The sequence below is a fragment of the Microbacterium sp. NFH-22A-Y genome (genome assembly GCF_021401375.1).
Taxonomy (GTDB): Bacteria; Actinomycetota; Actinomycetes; order Actinomycetales; family Microbacteriaceae; genus Microbacterium; species Microbacterium hominis.
The window spans coordinates 990,765-1,014,258 of sequence record NZ_JACBGF010000002.1 but is presented as its reverse complement, the minus strand read 5'-3'; the positions used below and the strand labels follow the sequence as shown (position 1 = coordinate 1,014,258).

25 protein-coding genes are annotated in these 23,494 nt (G+C 72.6%); 15 read left to right on the top strand and 10 right to left on the bottom strand.

All coding sequences use genetic code 11. The annotated features are described in order from the left end of the window. Positions 1–19: 19 nt before the first annotated feature. From L0965_RS10525 to L0965_RS10515, 3 genes are read right to left on the bottom strand one after another with little or no spacing between them, the layout of a single operon-like run. The gene (locus L0965_RS10525; RefSeq protein WP_198553629.1) at positions 20–880 is read right to left on the bottom strand and encodes a CPBP family intramembrane glutamic endopeptidase; all 861 of its coding nucleotides are present in this window, start codon (positions 878–880) and stop codon (positions 20–22) included. After that, the gene (gene trmB / locus L0965_RS10520) at positions 877–1,629 is read right to left on the bottom strand and encodes a tRNA (guanosine(46)-N7)-methyltransferase TrmB (protein ID WP_101306655.1); all 753 of its coding nucleotides are present in this window, start codon (positions 1,627–1,629) and stop codon (positions 877–879) included. Before trmB ends, L0965_RS10525 begins: the two co-directional genes overlap by 4 nt. Positions 1,630–1,659: 30 nt before the next feature. Next, the gene (locus tag L0965_RS10515) at positions 1,660–2,508 is read right to left on the bottom strand and encodes a DUF3097 family protein (RefSeq protein ID WP_101306656.1); all 849 of its coding nucleotides are present in this window, start codon (positions 2,506–2,508) and stop codon (positions 1,660–1,662) included. A gap of 173 nt (positions 2,509–2,681) precedes the next feature. Between L0965_RS10515 and L0965_RS10510 the strand changes: the two genes are divergently transcribed. The 4 genes from L0965_RS10510 (at position 2,682) to L0965_RS10495 (ending at position 6,857) form a co-directional block, all read left to right on the top strand. Then, positions 2,682–4,673 carry a TPM domain-containing protein gene (locus tag L0965_RS10510; RefSeq protein WP_101306657.1) on the top strand — a complete coding sequence of 664 codons (1,992 nt, stop codon included), beginning with the start codon at positions 2,682–2,684 and terminating at the stop codon, positions 4,671–4,673. 78 nt (positions 4,674–4,751) lie between these two features. Then, entirely contained in the window at positions 4,752–5,489 is a 738-nt protein-coding gene (locus tag L0965_RS10505; protein ID WP_060960880.1) for a PspA/IM30 family protein, read from the top strand. A gap of 76 nt (positions 5,490–5,565) precedes the next feature. Next, positions 5,566–6,378, top strand: coding sequence for an arginase family protein (locus L0965_RS10500; RefSeq protein ID WP_101306658.1), 813 nt, complete (start codon positions 5,566–5,568; stop codon positions 6,376–6,378). After that, a complete protein-coding gene (locus L0965_RS10495) occupies positions 6,375–6,857 on the top strand; it encodes a Fe-S oxidoreductase (RefSeq protein WP_101306659.1) in 483 nt (160 codons plus the stop codon). Before L0965_RS10500 ends, L0965_RS10495 begins: the two co-directional genes overlap by 4 nt. Here L0965_RS10495 and L0965_RS10490 read toward each other — a convergent pair. The 3 genes from L0965_RS10490 to L0965_RS10480 are packed head-to-tail and all read right to left on the bottom strand — an operon-like array spanning position 6,844 to position 8,634. Further along, the gene (locus tag L0965_RS10490) at positions 6,844–7,383 is read right to left on the bottom strand and encodes an SIP domain-containing protein (protein ID WP_101307261.1); all 540 of its coding nucleotides are present in this window, start codon (positions 7,381–7,383) and stop codon (positions 6,844–6,846) included. The two genes, L0965_RS10495 and L0965_RS10490, sit on opposite strands and share 14 nt — an antisense overlap. 40 nt (positions 7,384–7,423) lie before the next feature. Continuing rightward, a complete protein-coding gene (locus tag L0965_RS10485; protein WP_101306660.1) occupies positions 7,424–8,134 on the bottom strand; it encodes a tyrosine-protein phosphatase in 711 nt (236 codons plus the stop codon). Beyond that, positions 8,131–8,634: a carboxymuconolactone decarboxylase family protein gene (locus L0965_RS10480; protein WP_060960883.1), complete on the bottom strand. Its 504-nt coding sequence runs from the start codon at positions 8,632–8,634 to the stop codon at positions 8,131–8,133. Before L0965_RS10480 ends, L0965_RS10485 begins: the two co-directional genes overlap by 4 nt. A 158-nt stretch (positions 8,635–8,792) precedes the next feature. Here L0965_RS10480 and L0965_RS10475 point away from each other — a divergent pair, with 158 nt between their 5' ends. The 8 genes from L0965_RS10475 (at position 8,793) to L0965_RS10440 (ending at position 16,250) form a co-directional block, all read left to right on the top strand. Continuing rightward, positions 8,793–9,731: an alpha/beta fold hydrolase gene (locus tag L0965_RS10475; RefSeq protein ID WP_101306661.1), complete on the top strand. Its 939-nt coding sequence runs from the start codon at positions 8,793–8,795 to the stop codon at positions 9,729–9,731. A 164-nt stretch (positions 9,732–9,895) separates the two neighbouring features. Further along, a complete protein-coding gene (locus tag L0965_RS10470; protein ID WP_101306662.1) occupies positions 9,896–11,407 on the top strand; it encodes an ABC transporter substrate-binding protein in 1,512 nt (503 codons plus the stop codon). Further along, positions 11,404–12,354 (top strand): ABC transporter permease, encoded by a 951-nt coding sequence (locus L0965_RS10465; RefSeq protein WP_101306663.1) that lies wholly within the window; start codon positions 11,404–11,406, stop codon positions 12,352–12,354. The genes L0965_RS10470 and L0965_RS10465 overlap by 4 nt, the downstream gene beginning before the upstream one ends. After that, the gene (locus L0965_RS10460) at positions 12,351–13,229 is read left to right on the top strand and encodes an ABC transporter permease (RefSeq protein ID WP_101306664.1); all 879 of its coding nucleotides are present in this window, start codon (positions 12,351–12,353) and stop codon (positions 13,227–13,229) included. The genes L0965_RS10465 and L0965_RS10460 overlap by 4 nt, the downstream gene beginning before the upstream one ends. Continuing rightward, a complete protein-coding gene (locus tag L0965_RS10455) occupies positions 13,226–14,014 on the top strand; it encodes an ABC transporter ATP-binding protein (protein WP_060960888.1) in 789 nt (262 codons plus the stop codon). Before L0965_RS10460 ends, L0965_RS10455 begins: the two co-directional genes overlap by 4 nt. Then, positions 14,011–14,832, top strand: a complete 822-nt coding sequence (locus tag L0965_RS10450) for an ABC transporter ATP-binding protein (protein WP_101306665.1) — start codon at positions 14,011–14,013, stop codon at positions 14,830–14,832. Before L0965_RS10455 ends, L0965_RS10450 begins: the two co-directional genes overlap by 4 nt. Before the next feature lie 19 nt (positions 14,833–14,851). Beyond that, positions 14,852–15,937, top strand: coding sequence for a M4 family metallopeptidase (locus L0965_RS10445; protein ID WP_101306666.1), 1,086 nt, complete (start codon positions 14,852–14,854; stop codon positions 15,935–15,937). A gap of 25 nt (positions 15,938–15,962) precedes the next feature. Next, positions 15,963–16,250, top strand: coding sequence for a protealysin inhibitor emfourin (locus L0965_RS10440; RefSeq protein ID WP_231735195.1), 288 nt, complete (start codon positions 15,963–15,965; stop codon positions 16,248–16,250). A gap of 209 nt (positions 16,251–16,459) precedes the next feature. On the opposite strand, the gene L0965_RS10435 is transcribed toward L0965_RS10440, so the two are convergent. The 3 genes from L0965_RS10435 to L0965_RS10425 are packed head-to-tail and all read right to left on the bottom strand — an operon-like array spanning position 16,460 to position 18,275. Next, positions 16,460–17,080: a GNAT family N-acetyltransferase gene (locus L0965_RS10435; RefSeq protein ID WP_060960891.1), complete on the bottom strand. Its 621-nt coding sequence runs from the start codon at positions 17,078–17,080 to the stop codon at positions 16,460–16,462. A gap of 5 nt (positions 17,081–17,085) precedes the next feature. Then, complete coding sequence (locus L0965_RS10430; RefSeq protein ID WP_060960892.1) at positions 17,086–17,775, bottom strand: uracil-DNA glycosylase; 690 nt, start codon at positions 17,773–17,775, stop codon at positions 17,086–17,088. Further along, positions 17,775–18,275 carry a phosphoribosyltransferase gene (locus L0965_RS10425; RefSeq protein WP_060960893.1) on the bottom strand — a complete coding sequence of 167 codons (501 nt, stop codon included), beginning with the start codon at positions 18,273–18,275 and terminating at the stop codon, positions 17,775–17,777. The genes L0965_RS10430 and L0965_RS10425 overlap by 1 nt, the downstream gene beginning before the upstream one ends. 60 nt (positions 18,276–18,335) lie before the next feature. Here L0965_RS10425 and L0965_RS10420 point away from each other — a divergent pair, with 60 nt between their 5' ends. After that, on the top strand, positions 18,336–19,838 hold the full coding sequence (locus L0965_RS10420) for an MFS transporter (RefSeq protein WP_232783918.1): 1,503 nt from the start codon (positions 18,336–18,338) through the stop codon (positions 19,836–19,838). A gap of 29 nt (positions 19,839–19,867) precedes the next feature. Here the strand turns inward: L0965_RS10420 and L0965_RS10415 are convergent, their stop codons facing one another. Beyond that, a complete protein-coding gene (locus tag L0965_RS10415) occupies positions 19,868–20,656 on the bottom strand; it encodes an SDR family oxidoreductase (protein WP_101306667.1) in 789 nt (262 codons plus the stop codon). A 162-nt stretch (positions 20,657–20,818) separates the two neighbouring features. Between L0965_RS10415 and L0965_RS10410 the strand changes: the two genes are divergently transcribed. Together L0965_RS10410 and L0965_RS10405 are read left to right on the top strand one after the other, a co-directional pair. After that, positions 20,819–22,141 carry a bifunctional o-acetylhomoserine/o-acetylserine sulfhydrylase gene (locus L0965_RS10410; RefSeq protein ID WP_060961029.1) on the top strand — a complete coding sequence of 441 codons (1,323 nt, stop codon included), beginning with the start codon at positions 20,819–20,821 and terminating at the stop codon, positions 22,139–22,141. Between the two features lie 148 nt (positions 22,142–22,289). Continuing rightward, on the top strand, positions 22,290–23,492 hold the full coding sequence (locus L0965_RS10405) for a homoserine O-acetyltransferase (RefSeq protein WP_101306668.1): 1,203 nt from the start codon (positions 22,290–22,292) through the stop codon (positions 23,490–23,492). The last annotated feature ends 2 nt before the right edge of the window (positions 23,493–23,494 follow it).

The following is a 23,494-nucleotide window of genomic DNA, read 5'->3' as shown; positions in this document are numbered from 1 at the left end:
GGATAGCGTCGCCGGCTGATCAGGAGCCGGGCACGAGCAGGAAGATCCCGTCGAGCAGTCCGGGGTTGTGGGCGTGCACCAGGACGGCGAAGACGACGGCGTCGAACAGCAGGTGCACCGTCACGACGTAGCCGAGTGAGCGCGTCTTGAGGAAGATCACCGCCTGCAGCAGAGCGAACGGGATCGTGAGCACGGGACCCCATGCCCGGTAGCCGAGCTCCCAGAGGAAGGAGACGAAGACGACGGCCTGCAGGAGGTTCGCGGCGACGTCGGGCAGGTGGCGGCGCAACAGCACGAACACGGTGCAGATGAAGAACAACTCGTCCCAGATGCCGACCGCGCCGACCCCGACGAACAGCCGGGCGATGAGCTCCGGCGAGTCGACCACGGGCCAATTGCGGTACACGCCGGAGCTGATGAAGTAGAACGGCAGGAGGGCCCATCCGAGCACGAGCACGGCGACGAGCCAGGCCCACTGCCAGCTCTTCCAACGCCCGCCGCCGCGCCAGGGGAACCGGATGGCCCGGTCGCGGTACACCCACCGTGAGACGGCGTACGGCACCGCGACGGCGCCGCCGAGCGCGAGGGTGAAGCGGATCATGGAGAGGTCGTCGAGCTTCGCCTCGAGCGAGATCGCGCTCACGACGAGCATGCCCAGCGCGATGAGCGAGAGGTCGCGGGCGAGCGAGGGTGCGGATGCGGCGACCCGGCCCCGTTCCCGCGCGATCGCGGCGCCCACCCCGAGGGCGAGGAGCCCCACGCCGATCAGGGGCTGCAGCAGCACGAAGAACGCGGGCGCGGCCAGGCAGACGATCAGGGCGGGGCCGACGGCCGTACCCCACCGGCGGGAGGACGCGTCCGAGGCCGCCGTCGAGATCATGCCGCGCCGGAGGGGCCGCGCGCCGCGCGACGGTAGGCGAGGTCGCGGATCTCGCGCCCCTTGGCGAGCCCCTTGCGCTCGAAGGCGGTCATGACCCGTCCGTCGAAGCGCGGTGCCCACGCCCCCTCGAACGCCGCGGCGAACTCCGACGCAGAGCCCAGCACGGCGCGCATCTGCAGGGCGTAGTCCTCCCAGTCGGTCGCCAGCCGCAGCATCCCGCCGTCGCGCAGCGCCCGCGCCGCGAGCGGCGGGAAGGCGGGGGCGACGAGCCTGCGCTTGTTGTGCTTCGCCTTGTGCCACGGGTCGGGGAAGAAGATCCAGAGCTCGTCGACGCCCGCCTCGGGCAGGAGGTGCTCGAGGACCTCGGGCGCGTTCGCCTCGACCAACCGCAGATTGCGCACACCGTCGCGGTCGGCGTCGAGCATCGTCCGAGCCAGGCCCGCGCGGAACACCTCGACCGCCAGGAAGTCGGTGTCCGGCGTCTGCGCCGCGGCGTGCACGATCGCGTGGCCCTGGCCGGAGCCGATCTCGACGATCAGCGGCGCGGTGCGCCCGTAGACCTCGGCGGGCGCGATGGTCGTCCCCGGCAGGATGCTGGTGGCCGCGGCATCCCGCTGCACCTCGATCACGTACCGCGGCGACAGCTCCGCCCACGCCCGCTCCTGCGCGTCGCTCATCCGGCCGCTGCGCCGCACGAACGAGACGGGCTTGTCGCGGTAGCGCGGGGCGGGTTCGGTCTCGTGCGGCATCCGACCAGGGTACCGGCGGACGCCGCGCCGTCAGGTGGTGACGAAGTCGATGAGCTCCTCGACGCGCCCGAGCAGGGCCGGGTCGAGGTCGCGGTAGGTGTGCACGGAGCCGAGGATGCGCTGCCACGTCCGCGCGATGTCGGCCTGGTCGTGCGCGGGCCAGCCGAGCGCCCGGCTCACGCCGACCTTCCACTCGATGCCGCGCGGCACCTCCGGCCAGGACGCGATGCCGAGCGCACGCGGCAGGACGCACTGCCACACGTCGATGTGGGGGTGCCCGACGATGCGCACGTGCGCGCCGTGGGGCCCGCGCGCGACCGCGTCGGCGATGCGCGACTCCTTCGAGCCCGGCACGAGGTGGTCGACGAGCACGCCGTAGCGCCGTCCCGGCCCGGGCGGCTCGTCGCGCAGCACGGATTCGAGGAGGTCGACGCCCTGGAGGTACTCGACGACCACGCCCTCCACGCGCAGGTCGTCGCCCCACACCTTCTCGACCAGCTCGGCGTCGTGGCGGCCCTCGACGAGGATGCGGGAGGCGCGCGCGACCCGCGCCCGCGCGGTGTCGGCGGCGAAGGAGCCCGACGCCGTGCGCCGCGGCCCGGTCGCCGCGCGTCGCGGGGGCTCGAGCACGACGGCGGCGCCGTCGATCAGGAAGCCCCCGCCGAGCGGGAACAGTCGGCGCCGTCCGCGCCGGTCCTCCAGCTCGACGTGGCCGGACTGGATGCCGGTGACGGCTCCGCAGAACCCGTCGCCGGCCACCTCCACCACCAGGTCCGCGGTGGCCTCGACGCGCGGGACGATGGCGCGACCGGCGTCGCGCCATCCCGCGGCGAGCACGTCCGCTCCGTACCGGTCGGGGCCGAATCCGTCGTCGATCATGGTTCCTCCGAAGCCGACACCCTACCGGGCCGACTCCCGCCGGGCGGGACGACGGGCCGCGTCCGCGCAGACCCGCAGCATCCCGTCGGCCCGCCTATCGTGCCATGCCGCGCGGGGCATAGGATCGAAGGGAGCGAGCGAGGGACCCGCGCCTCGCGCAGGGAGGATCACTCATGCGTGCGCGTCTGTGGCTGGCTCTGACGGCGGCAGCGGCGATCGTCCTCGGCGGTGCGGCGGCAGCGGTGGCGACGAGCCCCGTCGCCCTGAGCTCCTCGCGCGTCGTCGACCAGTCGGGGGTGCTCTCCGGGGCCCAGGTGTCGGAGGTCGACACGCGCTTGCGCGCCCTGACGGCCAGCTCGGGAGTCGACCTGTGGGTCGCCTACGTCCCGCAGTTCACCGACCCGTCCTCCCCCGAGGAGTGGGCGAACCAGACGGCTCAGAACAACGGTCTCGGCCCGCACCAGTACCTGCTCGCGATCTCCACCGACGGCCGGCAGTACTACCTGTCGGGGTATTCCGCGGGGCCGGTCACCGGCGACGAGCTCACCACGATCGAGCAGCAGCGGGTGCAGCCCGCGCTCAGCTCCGGCGACTGGGTCGGCGCCGCGACCGCCGCCGCCGACGGGCTGGCCGACGCGATCGCGGGGGGCTCGGGAGGAACCTCGGCGGGAGGTGCCGGCGGCATCGTGCCGATCCTGCTCATCGTGGTCCTGCTGGCCCTCGCCGTGCTCGTCGTGTGGATCGTCGTCCGGTCGCGGCGCCGCGGTCCGCAGGGCGCGACGCCCGGGGCGCCGCCGCCGGTCAGCCTCGAAGACCTCGCCCGCCGCGCGTCGTCGGCTCTCGTGCAGACCGACGATGCGGTCAAGACGAGCGAGCAGGAGCTCGGCTTCGCCCGCGCGCAGTTCGGCGACGACGCCGCCCGCGAGTTCGCCGCCGCACTCGCCGACGCGAAGTCGAAGCTGGACGAGGCGTTCTCGCTCAAGCAGAGGCTGGACGACGCGACGCCCGACAGCGAGTCCGACGCGCGGGCGTGGAACGCGCGCATCGTCGAGCTGTGCGACGCCGCGAACGCCCAGCTCGACGAGAAGGCCGCCGCCTTCGACGAGCTGCGCAAGCTCGAGCAGAACGCGCCCGAGGCGCTGGCCCGCCTCCAGCAGCTGCGCGCCACGGTGGGCGGCGCGCACGAGGCCGCCGCCTCGGCCCTCGCCGCCCTCCGCACGACCTACGACCCGCTCGCCCTCGCCCCGATCGCGGACAATCCCGAGCAGGCGCAGCAGCGGCTCGCGTTCGCCGACACCCAGCTGACCACCGCTCAGCAGCAGATCGGCGCCGGCAACGGCGGCGCCGCGGCCGTGAGCATCCGGGCGGCCGAGGACGCGGTCTCGCAGGCGCAGGTGCTGCAGGACGCGGTCGGTCGCCTCGGCGCCGACCTCGCGCAGGCCGAGACGGACGCCGCCGCCCTCATCGCCGACCTCGAGACCGACATCGCCGCGGCGAGCGCCCTGCCCGATCCGGACGGCCGGATCGCACCGGTCATCGCGGCGACACGCGCCCAGGTGCATGCCGCCCGCGCCCTGATCACGGGCACGGCGAAGCGACCCCTGTTCGCGCGCGACGAGCTCGATCGGGCGAACGCGCAGATCGACGCCCTGCTGGCGGGCGTCCGTGACGCACAGCAGCAGGCCGCGCGCGCCGCCCAGCAGCTCGGCGGCCTCCTGGCCCAGGCGCAGGGCGAGATCTCCGCCGCCGAGGACTTCATCGGCTCGCGCCGCGGGGCCGTGGGCGCCGAGGCGCGCACGCGACTCGCCGAGGCCGGCGCCTCCCTCGTCCAGGCGCGCCAGTTGCAGCAGTCCGACCCCGCCCAGGCCCTCGCCGCCGCGCAGCGCGCCCACGACCTCGCGACGCAGGCGCTGCGCGCCGCGCAGAACGACGTGGGCGTGTTCCAGGGTGGCATGTTCGGCGGCACGGCCCCCGCGGCGCGCGGCAACGGATCGGGCGACATGATGGGCGCGATCCTCGGCGGGATCGTCATCAACTCGCTCCTCGGCGGCGGCGGTCGCCGAGGCGGTTTCGGAGGCTCGTCCGGCAGCCGCGGCGGCAGCATCTCCCCCGGCGGCTTCGGCGGGGCCGGAAGCCGGTCCCGACGCGGAGGGGGCCGTTTCTGAGCCGGCATCCCGCCCTTCTCCCGCCCACCACCACTGACCTCGCAGTCCCCGCAGTTTCCCGCTAGGAAAGGAAAACCGATGGCAAAGCAGTCCATCTTCGGCCGCATCTCGACTCTCGTGAAGGCGAACATCAACGCGATGCTCGATTCCGCCGAAGACCCGCAGAAGATGCTCGACCAGCTGGTGCGCGACTACACCAACTCGATCGCCGACGCCGAGTCCGCCATCGCTGAGACCATCGGAAATCTGCGCCTGCTCGAGCGCGACCACGAGGAGGACGTCCGTGCCGCCGCGGAATGGGGCAACAAGGCCCTCGCCGCCAGCCGCAAGGCCGACGAGCTGCGCGCGGCCGGCAACGCCGCGGATGCCGACAAGTTCGACAACCTCGCCAAGATCGCCCTGCAGCGCCAGATCAGCGAGGAGAACGAGGCCAAGGCCGTCCAGCCGACGATCGCCTCCCAGACGGAGGTCGTGGACAAGCTCAAGGACGGCCTCAACGGCATGAAGCAGAAGCTCGAGCAGCTCAAGGCGAAGCGCAGCGAGCTGCTGGCGCGCGCGAAGACCGCCGAGGCGCAGAACAAGGTGCACGACGCCGTCAAGTCGATCGACGTGCTCGACCCCACGAGCGAGCTCGGACGCTTCGAAGACAAGGTCCGTCGCCAGGAGGCCCTCGCCGCCGGCAAGGCGGAGCTGGCGGCATCCAGCCTCGACGCCCAGTTCAACGAGCTCGAGGACGTCGGCGAGCTCACCGAAGTCGAGGCGCGGCTGGCCGCGCTCAAGAGCGGCGGCAGCCCCACGGCGGCGCTCGAGCAGTAGGAACGGCGCGCACGTTCCGGGGCCCCGCCCGACGCGGGAGCCCCGGGACGGCCCGCGGCGACGGAAGGATGACCGCATGACACGCTTCCTGGTGGTGCCGCAGTGGCAGGGCTCGCCCGCCCCGCGGGCGATGCTGCTCGTCGACGGTGCCGAGGCGATCGCGGGCGACCTCCCGCGCGCCGCGACGACGCGCGTCGAGGTCCCGGCGGAGGCCGGCGAAGAGCTCGAGACGGGCATCCGCCGTTTCAGCGCCCTGAACCGCGTCGCGGAGGCCGTCGGCGCCGCCCTGGTGACCGGCGACGAGCCCGCCCTCGTCATCGGCGGCGACTGCGGCGTGGCCCTTCCCGCGATCGCGCACGCCGCCCGGACGCACACCGACCTCGCCGTCGTGTGGTTCGACGCGCACGGCGACCTCCACACCCCGACCACCTCGCCCTCCGGCGCGTTCGCCGGGATGGCGCTCCGTGCGGTCGTGGCGACCTCCGCGCTCCCGGGCGGCGGCGCCGTCGCGGAGGATCGCACCGTGCTGGTCGGCACCCGCGAGCTCGACGAGCCGGAACGCGCGTTCCTGGACACCAGCGCGGTGCGCGTCGTCGACGCGGATGCCGCCGCCGAGGCGAACGCGCTCGTGGACGCGGTGGCGGCCACCGGCGCGCAGGCCGTGTACATCCACGTCGATCTCGACGTGCTCGACCCGGCGGTGCTCGCGGGTGTCTCCCGTCCGGTCCCCTTCGGGCTCACGCTCGCGCAGCTGACCGCCGCGATCGGCGCGGTGCGCTCGCGCTTCCCCCTCGCGGGCGCGTCCCTCTCCGGGTTCGCACCGGCCTCGCCCGCGGCGGCCGTCGACGACCTCGGGACGATCCTCCGCGTGGTCGGCGCGCTCGCGTGATCGCCACTCCGCCTCCCGGCTGGCAGGCCCGTGCCGCCCGGGCCGTGGCGCGCGGGCGGCGCCTGGACGCGCTGATCCCCGGCTTCCTCCTCGACTCGCCGGTGAGCCACGCCGGCTACTGGTGGGGCACGGCCGTGGGCTGGGTCTGGGGGACGCTGTGGTCGACGGGACGCATCGAGCGCCGGGGCGGGCTCTGGGTCTTCACCGGGATGCCCTCCTGGACGTTCGGTCGCGGCGGCGTGTGCGTGGGCGGGTGCTTCCTCACCGACTCGCCGCACATCGGCGACGCGGTGCTGCGGCACGAGGCCGTGCACGCGCGCCAGTGGCGCCGCTACGGCTTCCTCATGCCGCTGCTGTACGCCGTGGCCGGTCGGGATCCGCTGACGAACCGCTTTGAGATCCTCGCCGGGCTGGAGGAGGGCAACTACGTGCCACGCGGCTCGTCGTCGACGAAGGGCGCGCGGGTCAGCGGGAGCTGACGAGCCCGAAGCGGGCGGGCGTGTGCACCGCCGCGGCGGCGATGCCCAGACGCTCGGTGAGGTGGTCGAAGATGTCGGCGGTGCCGAGGAAGCCCCCGAGCAGGTGGATGCGCGTGCCGTCGACGCACGCGGCATCCGACGCGGGCCGAAGCCCGTCGGTGTCGTCCGCCGCGGCCTCGTCGGAGACGGCGTCGTCGCAGAGCATCTCGTCGGCCCAGGCGGTGACGGCGCGGCTCAGCGCCTGCCCCGGGGCGCATGCCCGGCCCGTGCCCGGCTCGCCGCTGCGCGCCGATCGATCGAGCCACGTGAGCACCATCCGGGCAGGAACGGTGATCGGAGCGATCCACGATGCGTCGGGAACCTCGACGAAGACGCGGCCGGTCGAGCAGATCGGCAGGGTCGCGATGAGCGCCTCCAGCTCGGCGAGCGCGTTCTCGTCGGCCGTGATGAGGTGCTGCACGCGCGCGTGACGCGACGCCTTGCAGGCGGTCGAGTCGTGCACGGCACGTGTCGCGAGGGAAGTCATGATGACCCCCATCATACGCCCTGTTAAGGGGAGCCTTACCTCATTCTTCGATGAGGTGCGTGCGCAGGGCCGCCACCTCGCCCTCCGCCAGTCCGTGGGCGCGCAGGTAGTCGGCGGCGCCGCCGTAGCGGCCGCGCACATCGGCGAGGAGATCCCGCATGACCGCGGCCGGCGAACGCGTCACGAGGTCGTCGAGATGGCGCGCGTCGGGATGCAGGGTGCGCAGATACGCCAGCACGCGCCCGTTCCGCTCCGGCGGCAGCAGCGCCTCCGTCCGGGCGTAGTCGGCGACGATCGCGTCCTCGTCGACGCCCGCCGCCGCCAGCAGCAACGCGATCGTCACGCCCGTGCGGTCCTTGCCCACCGTGCAGTGCACGAGCACGGGCTGCGCGCCCAGGACCGCGCGCGCGGCCTCCACGAGCTGCGGCGCCGAGCCGTCGACCAGCTCGCGGTACATCTGCGCGAGCGACCTGTCCTCCGCGAAGAAGGATCCGACCGATCCGACGAACAGCGGGATGCGGACCGTCTCGAGGTCGAGGCCGTCGACGCGACTCGGCTCGGTGGCGACCTCGTCGTCGGCGCGCAGATCCACGATCCGGCGCACGCCGAGATCCGCGAGCGCGCGGCATCCCTCGCCGGTCAGCCGAGCGAGGTTGCCGGAGCGGAAGAGCACCCGCGGCCTCGTCGCACCCGAGCCCGCCGGCAGCCCGCCGACGTCGCGGAAGTTGAGCGCTCCGGGCACCAGCGTCATGCGGTGCCGCTCCCCGCTGCTGCGGCCGCCGCCTCGCCCCCGCGCGGCGGGACGGGGTACGCCCCGGCGATCGTGATGCGGTTGAACGCGTTGATCGAGACGAGGAGCCAGCTGATCGCGACGTACTCCGGCTCGGAGAGGATGCCGCCCACGCGGTCGTAGACCTCGTCCGGCACGCCTTCCTCGTGGATGAAGACGTAGCACTCGGCGAGCTCGAGAGCGGCGCGTTCGCGCGCCGAGAAGACCCCCGACTCGCGCCACGTCGCCAACTGCGCGATGTCGTCGGCGGTCAGTCCCGCCGCCACGCCGCGGTCGACGTGCACCCGCACGCAGTAGGCGCAGCCGTTGAGCTGCGAGGCATGGATGAGCACGAGCTCCCGCAGCCGCGCGTCGATCCCCGCGTCGGCCGCGATGGTGCCGACCGTCTGGGAGAAGGCCTCCAGCGCGTCGTAGGCGGGACGGGCGGACCGGGACAGGTGGACGCGACGCTCGCTGCTCATGCGCCCAGCCTAGGACGCCCCCTCACCCGCGAACCGCTATCCCGCGTGCGAGCCGCCATCGCGCGCACCGCCCAGGCCCTAGCGGCTCGTCCGTGCCGTAGCGGCTCGCGGGGTGGGGTGGGAGGGAGAGGGGGAGGGAGAGGGGGGAGAATGGCGGGATGGATGAGTTCTCCTTCCTCGCGGCCCAGGCCGCGGAGCTCGGCATCGACGCCCCGCCTCCGGTCCGCCGGCTGACCCACACGCTGCCGGACGGTCGCACGGTGAGCGCGCTCCACTACGGCGATCCGACCACCGGAGCCTTCGCTCCCCCGCAGGTCACCCTCCTGCACGGCGCGGGCCTGAACGCCCACACGTGGGACACGACGGTGCTCGCCCTCGGGCTCCCGGCGCTGGCCGTGGACCTGCCCGGCCACGGCGACTCGTCGTGGCGGGCGGACGCGACGTACGCGGGCGGCGTGCTGGCCGCCGACATCGCCCCCGCGATCGCCGCCTGGGCACCGGCCGCGCAGGTGCTGGTCGGGCAGTCGCTCGGCGGCCTCACCGGCGCGGCCCTCGCCGCGGCGCACCCCGACCTCGTGCGCGAGCTGATCGTCGTCGACATCACTCCCGGCATCGACCCCAACGGCGACGCCGCCCAGATCGCGGCCTTCTTCGCGGGGCCCACCGACTGGGCGAGCCGAGAGGAGCTCGTCGAACGCGCCCTCGCCTTCGGCCTCGGCGGGTCGCGCGAGGCCGCGACGCGCGGCGTCACGCTGAACTCGCGCATCCGCGCGGACGGCCGCATCGAGTGGAAGCATCACTTCGCCCACCTCGCGAACGCGCTCGCCGGCGACCCGGATGCCGCCGCGAGCGCCGCCGCCCAGCAGGCCGCTCTGCGCGGCGCGCTGACGGCGAGCGGCTGGGACGATCTCGCGGCCGTCGCCGCGCCGATCACGCTCGTACGCGGCACCCGCGGGTTCGTGACGCCGGCGGATGCCGACGAGTTCCGGCGCCGCCTGCCCGCGGCATCCGTCGTCGACATCGTCTCGGGCCACAACGTCCAGGAGGAGCAGCCGGTCGAGCTGGCGCGACTGATCGCACAGGTCGCCCGCGGCTGAGGCGGGGCCGGCCCGACGCGCTGCATGACGCGCCGTGTCGGGGCTGCGACGATCGATGACCGCGACGGGCCCGGCAAAGCCTAGGCTGTAACGCGCACAAGAGTCCGCGGGCCGCTGCGCACAGCACCGGCGCATGCCCGCGCCCCCGAAAGGACACCTCTCACATGCTTCGCCGCACCTCCGTCGCCGCGGCCGCGCTCATCGCGGCCGGCGCCCTGCTGCTCAGCGCCTGCTCCGGCGGCGCCGCCCCCGACACCTCGGCCTCCGCGGTCACGCCCGACCCCGACGCCGTCGTGACGGTGCGTTTGGTCTCCGAGCCGAGCAACCTCGACATCCGTGAGACGGCCGGCGCCGCGCTCGACCAGATCCTCATCGACAACGTGTACCAGGGGCTCGTCTCCCGCACGCCCGACCAGCAGATCGAGCCGGCGTTGGCCAGCAGCTACGACGTCTCCGGCGACGGCCTCACCTACACGTTCACCCTCCGCGAGGGGGTGAGCTTCCACGACGGCTCGCCCCTCACGCCCGAGGACGTCGTCTGGTCGCTCCAGCAGGTGAAGGACAACGCCGCCTACCGCGACTCCGAGCGCCTCGCACGCGTGCAGACGATGGCCGCGAACGGCCAGGACATCGTCCTCACCCTCAGCGAGCCCGACTCGAGCCTGCTGTGGAACCTCACCGGCCGCGCCGGCCTCGTCCTGAAGAAGGACGACACCACCGACCGCAAGACGAAGGCCAACGGCACCGGTCCGTTCACCCTCGCGAACTGGAAGCAGGGCGATTCGATCACCTTCGACCGCAACGACGCCTACTGGGGCGACAAGGCCAAGGCGAAGGAGGTCGTCTTCGACTACATCCCCGACAACCAGGCGGCCCTCAACGGCGCTCTCGCCCACGAGCTCGACGTCGTCACCGGCTTCGACGCGAACCTCAAGGACCAGGTCGAGGCGAACGGCGACTTCGCGCTCGTGCTCGGCAAGTCCACCGACAAGGGCACGCTCGCGATGAATGCGACGAAGGCCCCGCTGTCCGACAAGCGCGTGCGCCAGGCCATCCGCCAGGCCATCGACCACGACGCCATCGTGAAGGCGCTGGGTGCGGGCCAGACCCTCTACGGCCCCATCCCCGAGCTCGACCCCGGCTACGAGGACCTCTCGTCGACGGCGCCGTTCGATCCGGATGCCGCGAAGAAGCTGCTCGCGGAGGCGGGCGTGAGCGATCTCACGCTGACCCTCACGATCCCCTCGTTCTACGGGACGACGGTGTCGCAGATCCTCGTGTCGAACCTCAACGACGTGGGCATCACGCTCAAGGTGAAGGCCGTCGAGTTCCCGACGTGGCTCAACGACGTCTACATCAACAAGAACTACGACCTCAGCTTCGTCCTGCACACCGAGGCGCGTGACTTCGAGAACTGGGCGAACCCGGACTACTACTTCACCTACGACAACGCCGAGGTGCAGAAGCTCTACCAGCAGTCGCTCAGCGCGACCGACGAGCAGACCTCCGCCGACCTGCTGAAGAAGGCCGCGAAGATCGTCGCCGACGACCAGGCCGCCGACTGGCTGTACAACGGCGCCTCGGTCGTCGCGGTCGCCACCAACGTGAGCGGCTTCCCCTCGGTCAACGTCAACGAGCGCATCGACCTCGCCGAACTGGCCAAGAGCAAGGGGTGATCCGCTACGTACTGACGCGACTGGCCCTGCTCCTGCTGGGCCTGTTCGTCGCCAGTGCGCTGATCTTCCTCACGCTGCGGGTCCTTCCCGGCGATGTGGCGCAGCTCATCGCCGGGATCGACTCGAGTCCGGAGCAGGTCGCCGCGATCCGCGAGCGCCTCGGCCTCGGCCAGCCGCTGCCCGTGCAGTACCTCGCCTGGATCGGCGGGGTGCTGCGCGGCGACCTCGGGCAGTCGCTGCTGACCGGGGCGCCGGTCGGGGCGCAGCTGGCCGAGAAGGCCCAGGTCACCATCCCGCTGGGGCTGATGGCCATGACGGTGGCGCTCGTGATCGCCCTCCCCTTCGGCGTCGTGTCGGCGATGCGCCGCGGACGCCCCGACGGCACGGCGCTGTCGGTGGGCGCCCAGGCCGTCGCGGCGGTGCCGGTCGTGTGGGCGGGCATGATGCTCGTCCTCGTCTTCGCGGTCTGGCTCGGCTGGCTGCCCGCGCAGGGGTTCCCCCGGGCAGGCTGGAGCGACCCGGCATCCGCCGTCCGCGCCCTGCTGCTGCCGGCGATCACGATCGGCGTGGTCGAGGGTGCGATGCTGATGCGCTTCGTCCGCTCGGCCACCCTGCAGGCCACGGGGCAGGACTTCGTCCGCACCGCGGCCGCGAAGGGCCTCACCCGCACCCAGGCGCTCCTGCGCCACGGCCTGCCCACGGTCGGGCTGTCCATCATCACGGTGCTCGGGCTGCAGGTCGCGGGCATCATCGTCGGAGCCGTCGTCATCGAGCAGCTGTTCAGCCTCCCCGGCATCGGACGGATGCTGGTGGAGGACGTCGGCAAGCGCGACCTCCTGAAGGTGCAGGGCGAACTGCTCGTGCTGACCGGGTTCGTCCTCGTGGTCGGGTTCGCCGTCGACCTCGCCCACCGTGTCATCGACCCCCGGCAGCGGGAGGCGGAATGAGAAGGCTCGAGTGGCTGCGGCGGCTCTGGTCGCTGTCGACGGGACGCTTCGGTCTCGTGGTGGTCCTCGCGATCGGGGTCGTGGCGCTCGTCGCGCGGTTCTGGCTGCCCTTCGATCCGCAGACCGTCGACGTCGACGGACGGTGGGCTCCCCCGGGCTGGCCGCATCTGCTCGGCACGGACGGCTCGGGCCGCGACATCCTGAGCCTGCTGATGGCCGGGGCGCGCACGACCGTCTGGGTCGCGCTGGGCGCCGGGCTCGTCGCGACGGTGATCGGCGTCGCCCTCGCGGCGCTGGGCTCGCTGACCGCCCGCTGGCTGCGGGAGACGGTGGCCGTGCTCGTGGACATCCTGATCGCCTTCCCGGTCCTGCTGATCGCCATGATGATCTCGTCGGTGTGGGGCGGCTCGCTCTGGGTGGTGATCGTGTCGGTCGGCATCGGTTTCGGCGTCAACATCGCGCGCGTCACACGCCCGGAGCTGCGGCGTGTGCTGCACAGCGACTTCGTCCTCGCCGGTCGCGCGGCCGGACTCACCCCGTTCCAGAACCTGTACCGGCACCTGCTGCCCAACGTCGCGCCCGTGTTCATCGTGCAGCTGTCGTGGGGCATGGCGGTCGCCGTCCTCGCCGAGGCCGGACTCAGCTACCTCGGCTTCGGCGCGCCGCTCACCGAGCCGAGCTGGGGCCTGCTGCTCAAGGACCTCCAGCAGTACATCTCGGTGCATCCGCTCAGCGTGGTCTGGCCGGGTCTGGCGATCACCATCACCGTCCTCGGACTCAACCTGCTCGGCGACGCCCTGCGCGAGGCGACCGACCCCACCCTGTCGCGGCGTCGCACGGCCGCGCAGACGCATACCCCGGCGGTGATCGCATGAGCCTCGTGGTGCGCGACCTCGTGATCGAGATCGACGGCCGTCGTGTCGTCGACGGCGTCTCCTTCGACGTGCCCGACGGCGCTCGCGTGGGACTGATCGGCGAGTCCGGCTCCGGCAAGTCGCTCACCGCCCTCGCGGTGCTCGGCCTCCTGCCGGACGCCGCGACGGCGTCGGGCAGCATCCGCTGGGACGACCGCGAGCTGATCGGCCTCCCCGACCGCGAGCTCGCGCGGCTGCGCGGCGACGAGATCGGCATCGTGTTCCAGGAACCGCGCACCGCCCTCAACCCCATCCGCACGGTCGGGCGTCAGATCGCCGAGTCGGTGCGCATCCACGAGGGCCTCGGACGCCGGGATGCCGCGGTGCGCGCGATCGCGGAGGCGGAGCGGGTGCGCCTGCCCGAGCCGGCGCAGATCGTGCGGCGCTATCCGCACCAGCTCTCCGGCGGTCAGCGACAGCGCGTCGCCATCGCGATGGCCCTGGCCTGCCGCCCCCGGCTGCTCATCGCGGACGAGCCCACCACGGCGCTGGACGTGACGATCCAGGCGGAGGTGCTCGACCTGCTGGCGGGTCTCGTCACCCGCGACGGGATGTCGCTCGTGTTCATCACCCACGACCTCGCGGTGCTCTCGCAGATCGCCACCCACGCGGTCGTGCTCGACGAGGGACGGGTCATCGAACACGGACCGCTCTCCCGGCTGCTCACCGCACCGGCATCCCCCGTCACTCAGGGACTCCTGCGCGACGCGACCGCCACCCTGTGGCGCCCGGGAGGAATCTCGTGAGCGACGCCTCGCCCCTGCTCAGCGGACGCGGGCTGAGCCGCCGCTTCCGCCAGCGCGGCACCCGACTGCTCGAGCCGGCGCGGTGGACGACCGCGCTCGACGACGCCGACATCGACGTCTTCGAGGGATCGGCCGTGGGCATCATCGGCGAGTCCGGCTCCGGCAAGTCGACCCTCGTGCGCATCCTGCTCGGACTCGACCGCCCCTCGACGGGCACCGTCACGGTCGCCGGTCGCCGCGTCGGCGCCGGCGCATCCGCCCGCTCGCTGCATTGGTTGCGCCGCGAGACGGGGATCGTCTTCCAGGACCCCTACGCGTCGCTCGACCCGCGCATGAGCGTCGGCCGGATCGTGGGCGAGCCCCTGTGGGCGCTCGGCATCCCGGGCGACCGGCGCGCCCGGGTGCGGGAGGTGCTGGAGGCGGTCGGGCTGGACGCGGAGATGGCCGACCGCTACCCGCACGAGTTCTCCGGCGGCCAGCGTCAGCGCGTCGCCCTCGCCCGCGCGATCGTGCACCGGCCGCGCATCCTCGTCGGCGACGAGCCGCTGTCGGCCCTCGACGTCACCGTGCGTGCGCAGATCCTCGAGCTGCTGCGCGCGCTGCGCGAGAGCGAGCGGCTCACCCTCGTGATGGTCTCGCACGACATCGGCGTGGTGCAGAACCTGTGCGACGAGGTCGTCGTCATGAAGGACGGGCGGATCGTCGAGGAGGGCCCGACGGAGAAGGTGCTCCTCGCCCCTCAGGTCGCCTACACGCGGCGTCTGCTCGCATCGATCCCGGTGATCGACCCGCCGCGCGACGCAGACGGGCGTCGGTAGCCGGGCGTAGGGTGACGCCATGCCGGCCATCGTCCCCCCGTACCTGCTGTCCCGCCTCGCCGCCGCGCAGGCTCCTCACCTCGAGGCCGCGGCGGAGGCCGCCCGGGCGACGCTCGCGATCGTGCGCACCTACCATCCGTCGCGTCCCGATCGCGCCCGGCTCGACCTCTCGGTCGACGGTGATGCGCTCGTCGTGAGCGGCGAGCCCGCCCCCGACCGTGTGATCTCCGACGCGCAGCACCGCGAGCAGCTACCCGGCGTGCGCGTGCGCGGCGAGGACGACCCGGCCTCGGGCGACCCGGCGGTCGACGAGGCGTTCGACGGGCTCGGGGCGAGCTTCGAGCTGTTCTGGGGTGCGTTCTCCCGGCGGTCGATCGACGGCGCGGGCGGCACCCTCGAGGCGACCGTGCACTACGGCGATCGCTACGACAACGCGTTCTGGAACGGCGAGCGGATGGTCTTCGGCGACGGTGACGGCGAGGTGTTCCGCGGCTTCACCGGGTCGATCAGCGTCATCGGGCACGAGCTGGGCCACGGCGTGATCGAGCACGGCGGCGGTCTCGACTACCGCGGACAGTCCGGCGCGCTCAACGAATCGGTGGCCGACGTCTTCGGCGCCCTCACCGAGCAGCACCTCCGCCGCCAGAGCGCCGCCGACGCGACGTGGCTGATCGGCGCCGGGATCTTCACGGACGCCGTCCAGGGCGTCGCCCTGCGCTCGCTGAGCGCACCGGGCACGGCGTACGACGACGACGTGATCGGCCGCGACCCGCAGCCCGCCCACATGCGCGACTACGTCGACACCGCCGAGGACAACGGCGGCGTCCACATCAACTCGGGCATCCCCAACAAGGCGTTCCACCTCGTCGCCACCGCCCTCGGCGGCTTCGCGTGGGAGCGCGCCGGACGCATCTGGTACACGACCGTCACCTCGGGCTCGCTGTCGCGCACGGCCGACTTCGCGACCTTCGCGGCGGCCACGACGGCGACCGCCGAGCGGGAGTACGGTGAGGACTCGGAGGAAGCCGAGGCCGTCCGCACCGCGTGGAACGCCGTCGGCGTGACCGCCCGTGACGAATCACCCCGATCCAGGCCCCACGTCTGACCCTGCCGAGCAGGGCGAGCCGGAGGTGTTCCTGAGCGTCACCCGCTCCGGCGGGTTCGCGGGGCTCACCCGCCGCTGGAGCGTGAGCGCTCCCCCGCACGAGTCCGCGACCTGGATCGCGCTCGTCGGGCGCTGCCCGTGGGAGGCCACGGCATCCGATCCCCCACCGGCCGACGGCGCCGATCGCTTCACCTGGACGATCGACGCCGACCTGCGCGGTCGACGTCACCGCGCCGTCATCGGCGAGGACCAGGCGCGCGGCGCGTGGCGCGAGCTGCTCGACGCCGTCCGCGCGCGCGGATCCGCGGGCTGAGCCCGACCCCGCCCGGCTCGGCCTGCCTCGCCGGGCTGTGCCCCCGTGACGAGCGTCGGACAATCCGCGCGTCGGCCGGGGAGGACGCCCGGATACCGCGGGGACCCCTCGGGGGCGGCCGAGAAGTCCGGCGTTCGTCACGGCGCCTCCGCGAGCGCGGCCGGGGTGGCGCCTCCGCGGGCGACGGGCCGGCGGGCGACGGCGGCCGGTCAGCGCTCGGATCGCGAGAACAGCGAGCGCTTCTTCTTGACGGGAGACAGCTGCTTCTGCAGGTAGATGGTGCCCAGCCAGCGACCGAACTTGAAGCCGACCCGGCCCATCCGCCCGACCTCGACGAAGCCGAGCTTCTCGTGGAGGGCGATCGACGACTCGGCACCCTTGTCGCTGATGACGGCGACCATCTGGTGGATGCCGGCGGCCTCGCTCGCCGCGATGAGCGCTTCGAGCAGCGCACGCCCCAGCCCCTTCCCGGTGGCCGCCTGCCCCAGGTAGATGGAGTTCTCGACGCTGTAGCGATACGCGGACTTGGCGGACATGGGCTGTACGAGCGCGTAGCCGAGGATCTGCCCGCTCGGCGACTGCGCGACCAGGAACGGCATGCCCAGCCGCGACAGGTGCGCGACCTTCTCGCGCCACTGCGCGAGCGTCCACTTCTTCTCGTCGAAGGTCACGACGGAGTTCGTCACGTAGTGGTTGTAGATCTCGCGGATGTCGGGGATGTCGGCATCGCGCACGGGACGGATCTCGTACGCGAACGGTCGTTCCTGCTCGGCGCGCCGCAGATGCGCCGGCAGCCGCCGTCGCGTCTTCTCGTACTCCTCCTCCAGCATGACGCTCAGCCTAGGCGCCAGTCCACGGCGGACGCACCCTGCTGCGCCAGCAGCTCGTTGACGCGCGAGAACGGCCGTGAGCCGAAGAAGCCCCGGCTGGCCGACAGCGGTGAGGGATGAGCCGATTCGACGATCGGGGTCGCCCCGAGCAGCGGCCGCAGGTTCGCGGCATCCCGCCCCCACAGCACCGCCACGAGCGGGCGTTCGCGGGCCACCAGCGTGCGGATGGCGTGCTCGGTCACCTTCTCCCACCCCCACCCGCGATGCGACGCGGGAGCTCCGGGCGCCACCGTCAGCACGCGGTTGAGCAGCATGACGCCCTGGTCACTCCAGGCGGAGAGGTCGCCGTGCGGCGCTCTCGGGATGCCGAGGTCGGCTTCGAGCTCCTGGTAGATGTTCGCGAGGCTCCGCGGCAGGGGCCGCACGTGCGCGTCGACGGCGAACGACAGTCCGATCGGGTGACCGGGCGTCGGGTACGGGTCCTGGCCCACGATGAGGACCTTCACCGCGGACAGGGGGCGCGCGAACGCGCGGAGCACCTTGTCGCCCGCGGGCAGGTAGGGGCGACCGGCGGCCGTCTCGGCGCGCAGCCGCTCGCCGAGGGCGGCGATATCCGGGGCGACCGGCGCGAGCGCGGACGCCCAGTCCGCGTCGATGAGCCCGGCACCGGCCAGCTCATCGAGCGTCATCGCCATCAGGCGCTCGCCTCCGCGCCGGCATCCTCCTCGATGACGGAGCCGGCGGCCGACCACGGGAAGTCGATCCAGCGGTCGGTCTCACGCCAGGAGTAGTCGGGCCGGGCGATGCTGCCGGGCTTCGTGTAGATGCAGACCGAGCGCACGTCGGCATCCGCGTCGCGCAGCATCTTCACGGCGAGCGCCAGCGTGCGTCCGCTGTCGGCGACGTCGTCGACGAGCAGCACGCGCTTGCCCGGCAGGTAGCCGAGGTCGAGGTCGGGCGGCAGCAGCGCCGGCGCCTCGAGCACCGTGCCGATGCCCGTGTAGAACTCCACGTTCAGCGCGCCGCAGCTCTTCACGCCGAGGCCGTACGCGATGGCGCCGCCGGGCAGCAGCCCGCCGCGTGCGATCGCCACCACGACGTCGGGCACGAACCCGTCCGCCACGATCGATCGGGACAGCGCCCGGGTCGCCTCGCCGAAACCGTCCCATGTCAACACTTCGCGCTCGCTGGTCACGGCATTCAGCCTAGGCGTCGGTGCCGCCGCCCGCCGTCACGCGTGGCTAGAGTGAACGCCGTGACCTCCCCCACTGCAGGCTCTTCGACGGCGAAGACCTCCCGCGCCCGCTCCGCCCGGCTCCCCGCCGGCTTCGGCATCACCGCCGGCCTGATCGGCTGGTTCATCCTGGTGGAGATCGTCAGCGGCATCCTGCAGGGCTACTACGTGCCGCTCTTCAGCGACATCGTCGTCTCCCTCGGCATCCACGATTCGGACGTCAACTGGTTCGAGGCGGCGCAGCTGCTGTTGTCGGCACTGGTCGTCCCGGTGCTCGCCAAGCTCGGCGACATGTACGGGCACAAGCGCATCCTGCTGATCGCCGCGATCCTCACTGCCGGGGCGACATGGTGGCTCGTGTTCGCGACCTCGTTCTGGAGTTTCCTGATCGCCTGGGCGCTGCAGGGCTTCTACGTCGTCTGGCTGCCGCTGGAGATCGCGCTCATCTTCGAGCGCGGACGCGTCCAGCAGCGGGGTGTGTCCACGACCCGCCGCGCCGCGGGCCTGCTCGTCGTCGGGCTGCAGGCCGGAGCGATCATCGGCGCCCTCGCCGCGGGGCGCATCTTCGCGGCGACCGGGCAGAACCTCACCGCCACGCTGGTCGTGCCGGCGATCGCCGTGACGGTCGTCGCCCTCGTCATCTGGGTCGGCGTCCCCGAGTCCGTCCCCGAGGGCGGACGACACCTCGACACCTGGGGGTTCGTGCTGCTCGCCTGGGCGCTCCTGCTGATCACGGGCGGGCTCGCCTGGATGCGCATGATCGGCGAGCTCGCACTCGGCTCCGGCGCCTGGTTCTGGGTCGTGGCGCTGCTGGTCGCGGGCGCGGGCGTGCTCGTCTGGTTCGTGCGCTACGAACTGCGCCAGGACGACCCCGCCGTCGACATCCGCGTGCTGCGGCGACCGGAGATGTGGCCCGTGCAGGCCACCGCGTTCCTCATCGGGATCAGCCTCCTCGGCGCCCAGGGACCGCTGTCGACGTATGCCGGCACCGATCCCTCGATCGGCTACGGCCTCGGCCTGGATGCCACGGAGCGCTCGAACATCATCGGCGTGTACCTGGTGTCGCTGATCGTGGGAGCCGTGCTGTTCGCGATCACGTCGCGGCGGGCGAGCCCGCGGGTCGTGCTGATCGGGGCCTCCCTGCTGGTGGGCGTGGGGTATCTCCTCTTCCTGCCGTTCCACCTCGAGCTGTGGCAGGTGCTGCTGAACCTCTCGATCGCCGGTCTCGGCTGCGGTGCGCTCGTCGGGGCGCTCCCGGCGGCCGCGGCCGCCGCCGCCCCGCGCGGGCAGACGGGCATCGCGACGGCGTTGACCAACACGACCAAGACCATCGGCGGCTCGTTCTCGTCGGCCGTGTTCGGTGTGGTGCTCGCCGCCGGCGCCGGCGCCGTGGCCAGCCAGACCGCGGCCTCCCTCGGCGGCTACCTCACGGTGTGGGCGATCTGCGCCGGCGGCGGCTTCCTCGCGGCCGTGCTGCTCGTGTTCGTCCCGAAGGTGGCCTTCTCCGACGCTCCCGCCTCCTGACGCGTCGCCGCGGCGGGCGCGCCGCGGGGTCAGCCGCGCGGGCGCAGGCGCCCGCGCGCGAGCAGGTGCTGCGCGGACTGGGCGACGGGCCGCATCGTCACGAGGTCGAGGTTGACGTGTCCCGGCGCGTTCAGCGCGTAGGCGATCACGTCGGCGACGTCGTCCGCGACGAGCGGATTCTCGACGCCCTCGTAGACCTTCTCGGCGGTGGCTCGGTCGCCGCCGAGCCGGTTGAGCGTGAACTCCTCGGTGTAGACCATCCCCGGCGCGATCTCCGTCACCCGGATCGGCTCGCCGTTGAGCTCGAGGCGGAGGGCGTGCACGAGCATCGCCTCGCCCGCCTTCGCCGCGTTGTAGCCGGCGCCGCCGGGATACGCCGTCTGGGCGGCTGTCGAGGTCACGTACAGGGTATCGGCGTGGCCGCCGGCGCCGATCGCCGCACGCAGCAGCGGCAGCACCGCGGCGGTCACCAGCTGGGCCGACAGCACGTTGGCCTCGAACATCCACCGCCAGTCGGCGGGATCGCCGTCCTCGACCCGATCGGTGCCGCGCGCGCCGCCCGCGACGTGGACGAGCGCGTGCAGCGGGCCGGTGGCGGCCAGGTGCTCGACGAGCGCGGCGACGTCCGCCGCGTTCGAGAGGTCCGCCGCGAACGACGCGGAGCCGACCTCGGCGTCGAGGGCGGCAAGGCGGTCGGCGCGGCGCGCGACGCCCACGACCTCCCACCCGCTCGCCCGGAGGGCCCGCACCGTGGCGGCTCCGATCCCCGAGCTCGCACCCGTCACCACGGCTCGTCTGGTCCCCTGCTGCGAAGTCATGCCCCCACGCTACGTCACGGTGCCGGATGCCGTCGGGAGCCGAATTCGTTACGTCACATTTCCCACCCGTTGTTGACAACGACGCCGATCCCTACTCTCGGTGGTGGCCGCGGCGTCCGTCCCGGCACCCCTCCACTTCCCGATACCCCGATGGAGCCCGACATGTCCGCATCCGAGAACTGGCGCTTCGAGACCACGCAGATCCACGCGGGCGCCCAGCCCGATCCGGTCACGAAGGCGCGCGCCACCCCGATCTACCAGACCACCTCCTACGTGTTCGACAACGCCGACCACGCCGCGAACCTCTTCGCTCTGGCCGAGTTCGGCAACATCTACACCCGCATCCAGAACCCCACGCAGGATGTCGTCGAGCAGCGCATCGCCGCGCTCGAGGGCGGCACCGGCGCCCTCCTCGTCGCATCGGGTCAGGCCGCGGAGACCTTCGCGGTGCTCAACATCGCCGAGGCGGGCGACCACATCGTTTCGTCGAGCTCGATCTACGGCGGCACCTACAACCTGTTCAAGTACACGCTGGGCAAGCTCGGCATCGAGGTCACGTTCGTCGAGAACCAGGACGACCCCGAGGAGTGGCGCCGCGCCGTCCGCCCGAACACGAAGCTGTTCTTCGCGGAGACGATCGGCAACCCGCAGATCAACGTCCTCGACATCCGCACCGTCGCCGACGTCGCGCACGAGGCCGGGGTGCCGCTCATCGTCGACAACACGATCGCGACCCCGTACCTCATCCGCCCGTTCGAGCACGGCGCCGACATCGTCGTGCACTCGGCCACCAAGTTCCTCGGCGGTCACGGCACCGTCATCGGCGGCGCGATCGTCGACGGCGGCACCTTCCCGTGGTCGGAGCACGCCGACCGCTTCCCGGGCCTGACCACCCCCGACCCCTCCTACCACGGCGCGGTCTACACGCAGGCGGTCGGCGACGGCCTCGCCTACGTCATCAAGGCCCGCGTGCAGCTGCTGCGCGACCTGGGTGCCGCCATCTCGCCGCAGAGCGCGTGGCTGCTCATCCAGGGCATCGAGACCCTGTCGCTGCGCATCGAGCGTCACGTGCAGAACGCGCAGGAGATCGCGGAGTGGCTGGAGAACCACGACGACATCGCGTCGGTGAACTACTCGGGCCTGCCCACCTCGCCCTGGTACGCCGCCGCGAACCGCTACGCCCCGAAGGGTGTCGGCGCGGTGCTCTCGTTCGAGCTGAAGGGGGGCGTGGAGGCCGGCCGTGAGTTCGTCAACGCGCTCGAGCTGTTCAGCCACCTCGCGAACATCGGCGACGTGCGCTCGCTCGTCATCCACCCGGCATCCACGACGCACTCGCAGCTCACGCCCGAGCAGCAGCTCACGACGGGCGTGACCCCCGGCCTCGTGCGCCTGTCGGTGGGTCTGGAGAACGTCGAGGACCTCAAGGCCGACCTCGCGCAGGCCCTCGCCGCCGCGCGCAAGGTCTCCGAGGCCGCCCGCGCCTGAGCCCACTCCCCTCCCGCGGTGCACGAGCACCGCAGGATGCCGCGAACTCCGCAGCCGATCACGCGATCGACTGCGGAGTTCGTGCGTGTGGGCCCCGCCCGGCGTAACAGTCGGTTCGCGCGCCGGGCGAGCCGGGAGAATGGAGCGTATGGACTGGCAGACCTCCGAGGACACGGTGCCGAGCGCGCCGATCACGGAGGCCGACGCGCGTCTCCTGCGCGGACGTCCCCCGGCGACGGGTGCCTGGCGCGACGGCGATCCGGCCGGCGAGCGCCGGTTCGCCGCGTTCGGCGCGTTCACGACGGAAGGCGGTCGGGAACTGCCCGGCATCCGACTCGCCTACGAGACCTGGGGCGAGCTGTCCCTCGACCGCGACAACGCCGTGCTCGTGCTGCACGCGCTGACCGGCGACAGCCATGTGCGCGGCGCGGCCGGCCCCGGACACCCCACCGCGGGCTGGTGGGACGACATCGTCGGTCCCGGCGCTGCCATCGACACCGACCGCTGGTTCGTCGTGGCGCCCAACATGCTCGGCGGATGCCAGGGCTCGACGGGCCCGTCCTCGATCGCACCCGACGGCTACGAGTGGGCGGGACGCTTCCCGTACCTCACGATCCGCGACCAGGTCGCCGCGCAGGTTCTCCTCGCCGACAGCCTGGGAATCCAGGTGTGGGCAGCGGTGATCGGCGGCTCGATGGGCGGGATGCATGCCCTGGAGTGGGGTGTCGGCCTCCCCGAGCGGGTGCGCCGACTGGCGGTCCTCTCCTCGCCGCCGACGACCACGGCCGACCAGATCGCCCTCAACGGCGTGCAGCTGGAGGCCATCCAGATGGACCCCCGCTTCGCGGACGGCGAGTACTACGACGCGCCCGACGGCGACGGCCCGCACCGCGGTCTCGCCCTGGCCCGCCGCATGGCACTGCTGAACTACCGCAGCCCCACCGAGCTGAACCAGCGCTTCCAGCGCTCGTGGCAGTCGGGAAAGAGTCCGCTCGGGCACGGCGGCCGGTTCGCCGTGGAGAGCTATCTCGACTTCCACGGCAACAAGTTCACGCGCCGCTTCGACGCGAACACCTACATCACGCTCGTCGAGGCGATGAACTCGCACGACGTCGGTCGTGATCGCGGCGGTGTCGAGGACGCCCTCGCCCGGGTCACCGCCCGCACCCTCGTGCTCGGCATCGACAGCGACCGGCTGTTCCCGATCGACGGTCAGCACCGGATCGCACGAGGCATCCGCACGACGATCGACGACGGCGCGATCGTGCTGTCGAGCGACTTCGGCCACGACGGCTTCCTCATCGAGACGCCCGCGGTGGGAGCACATCTGCGGCGACTGCTGCAGGACTGAGC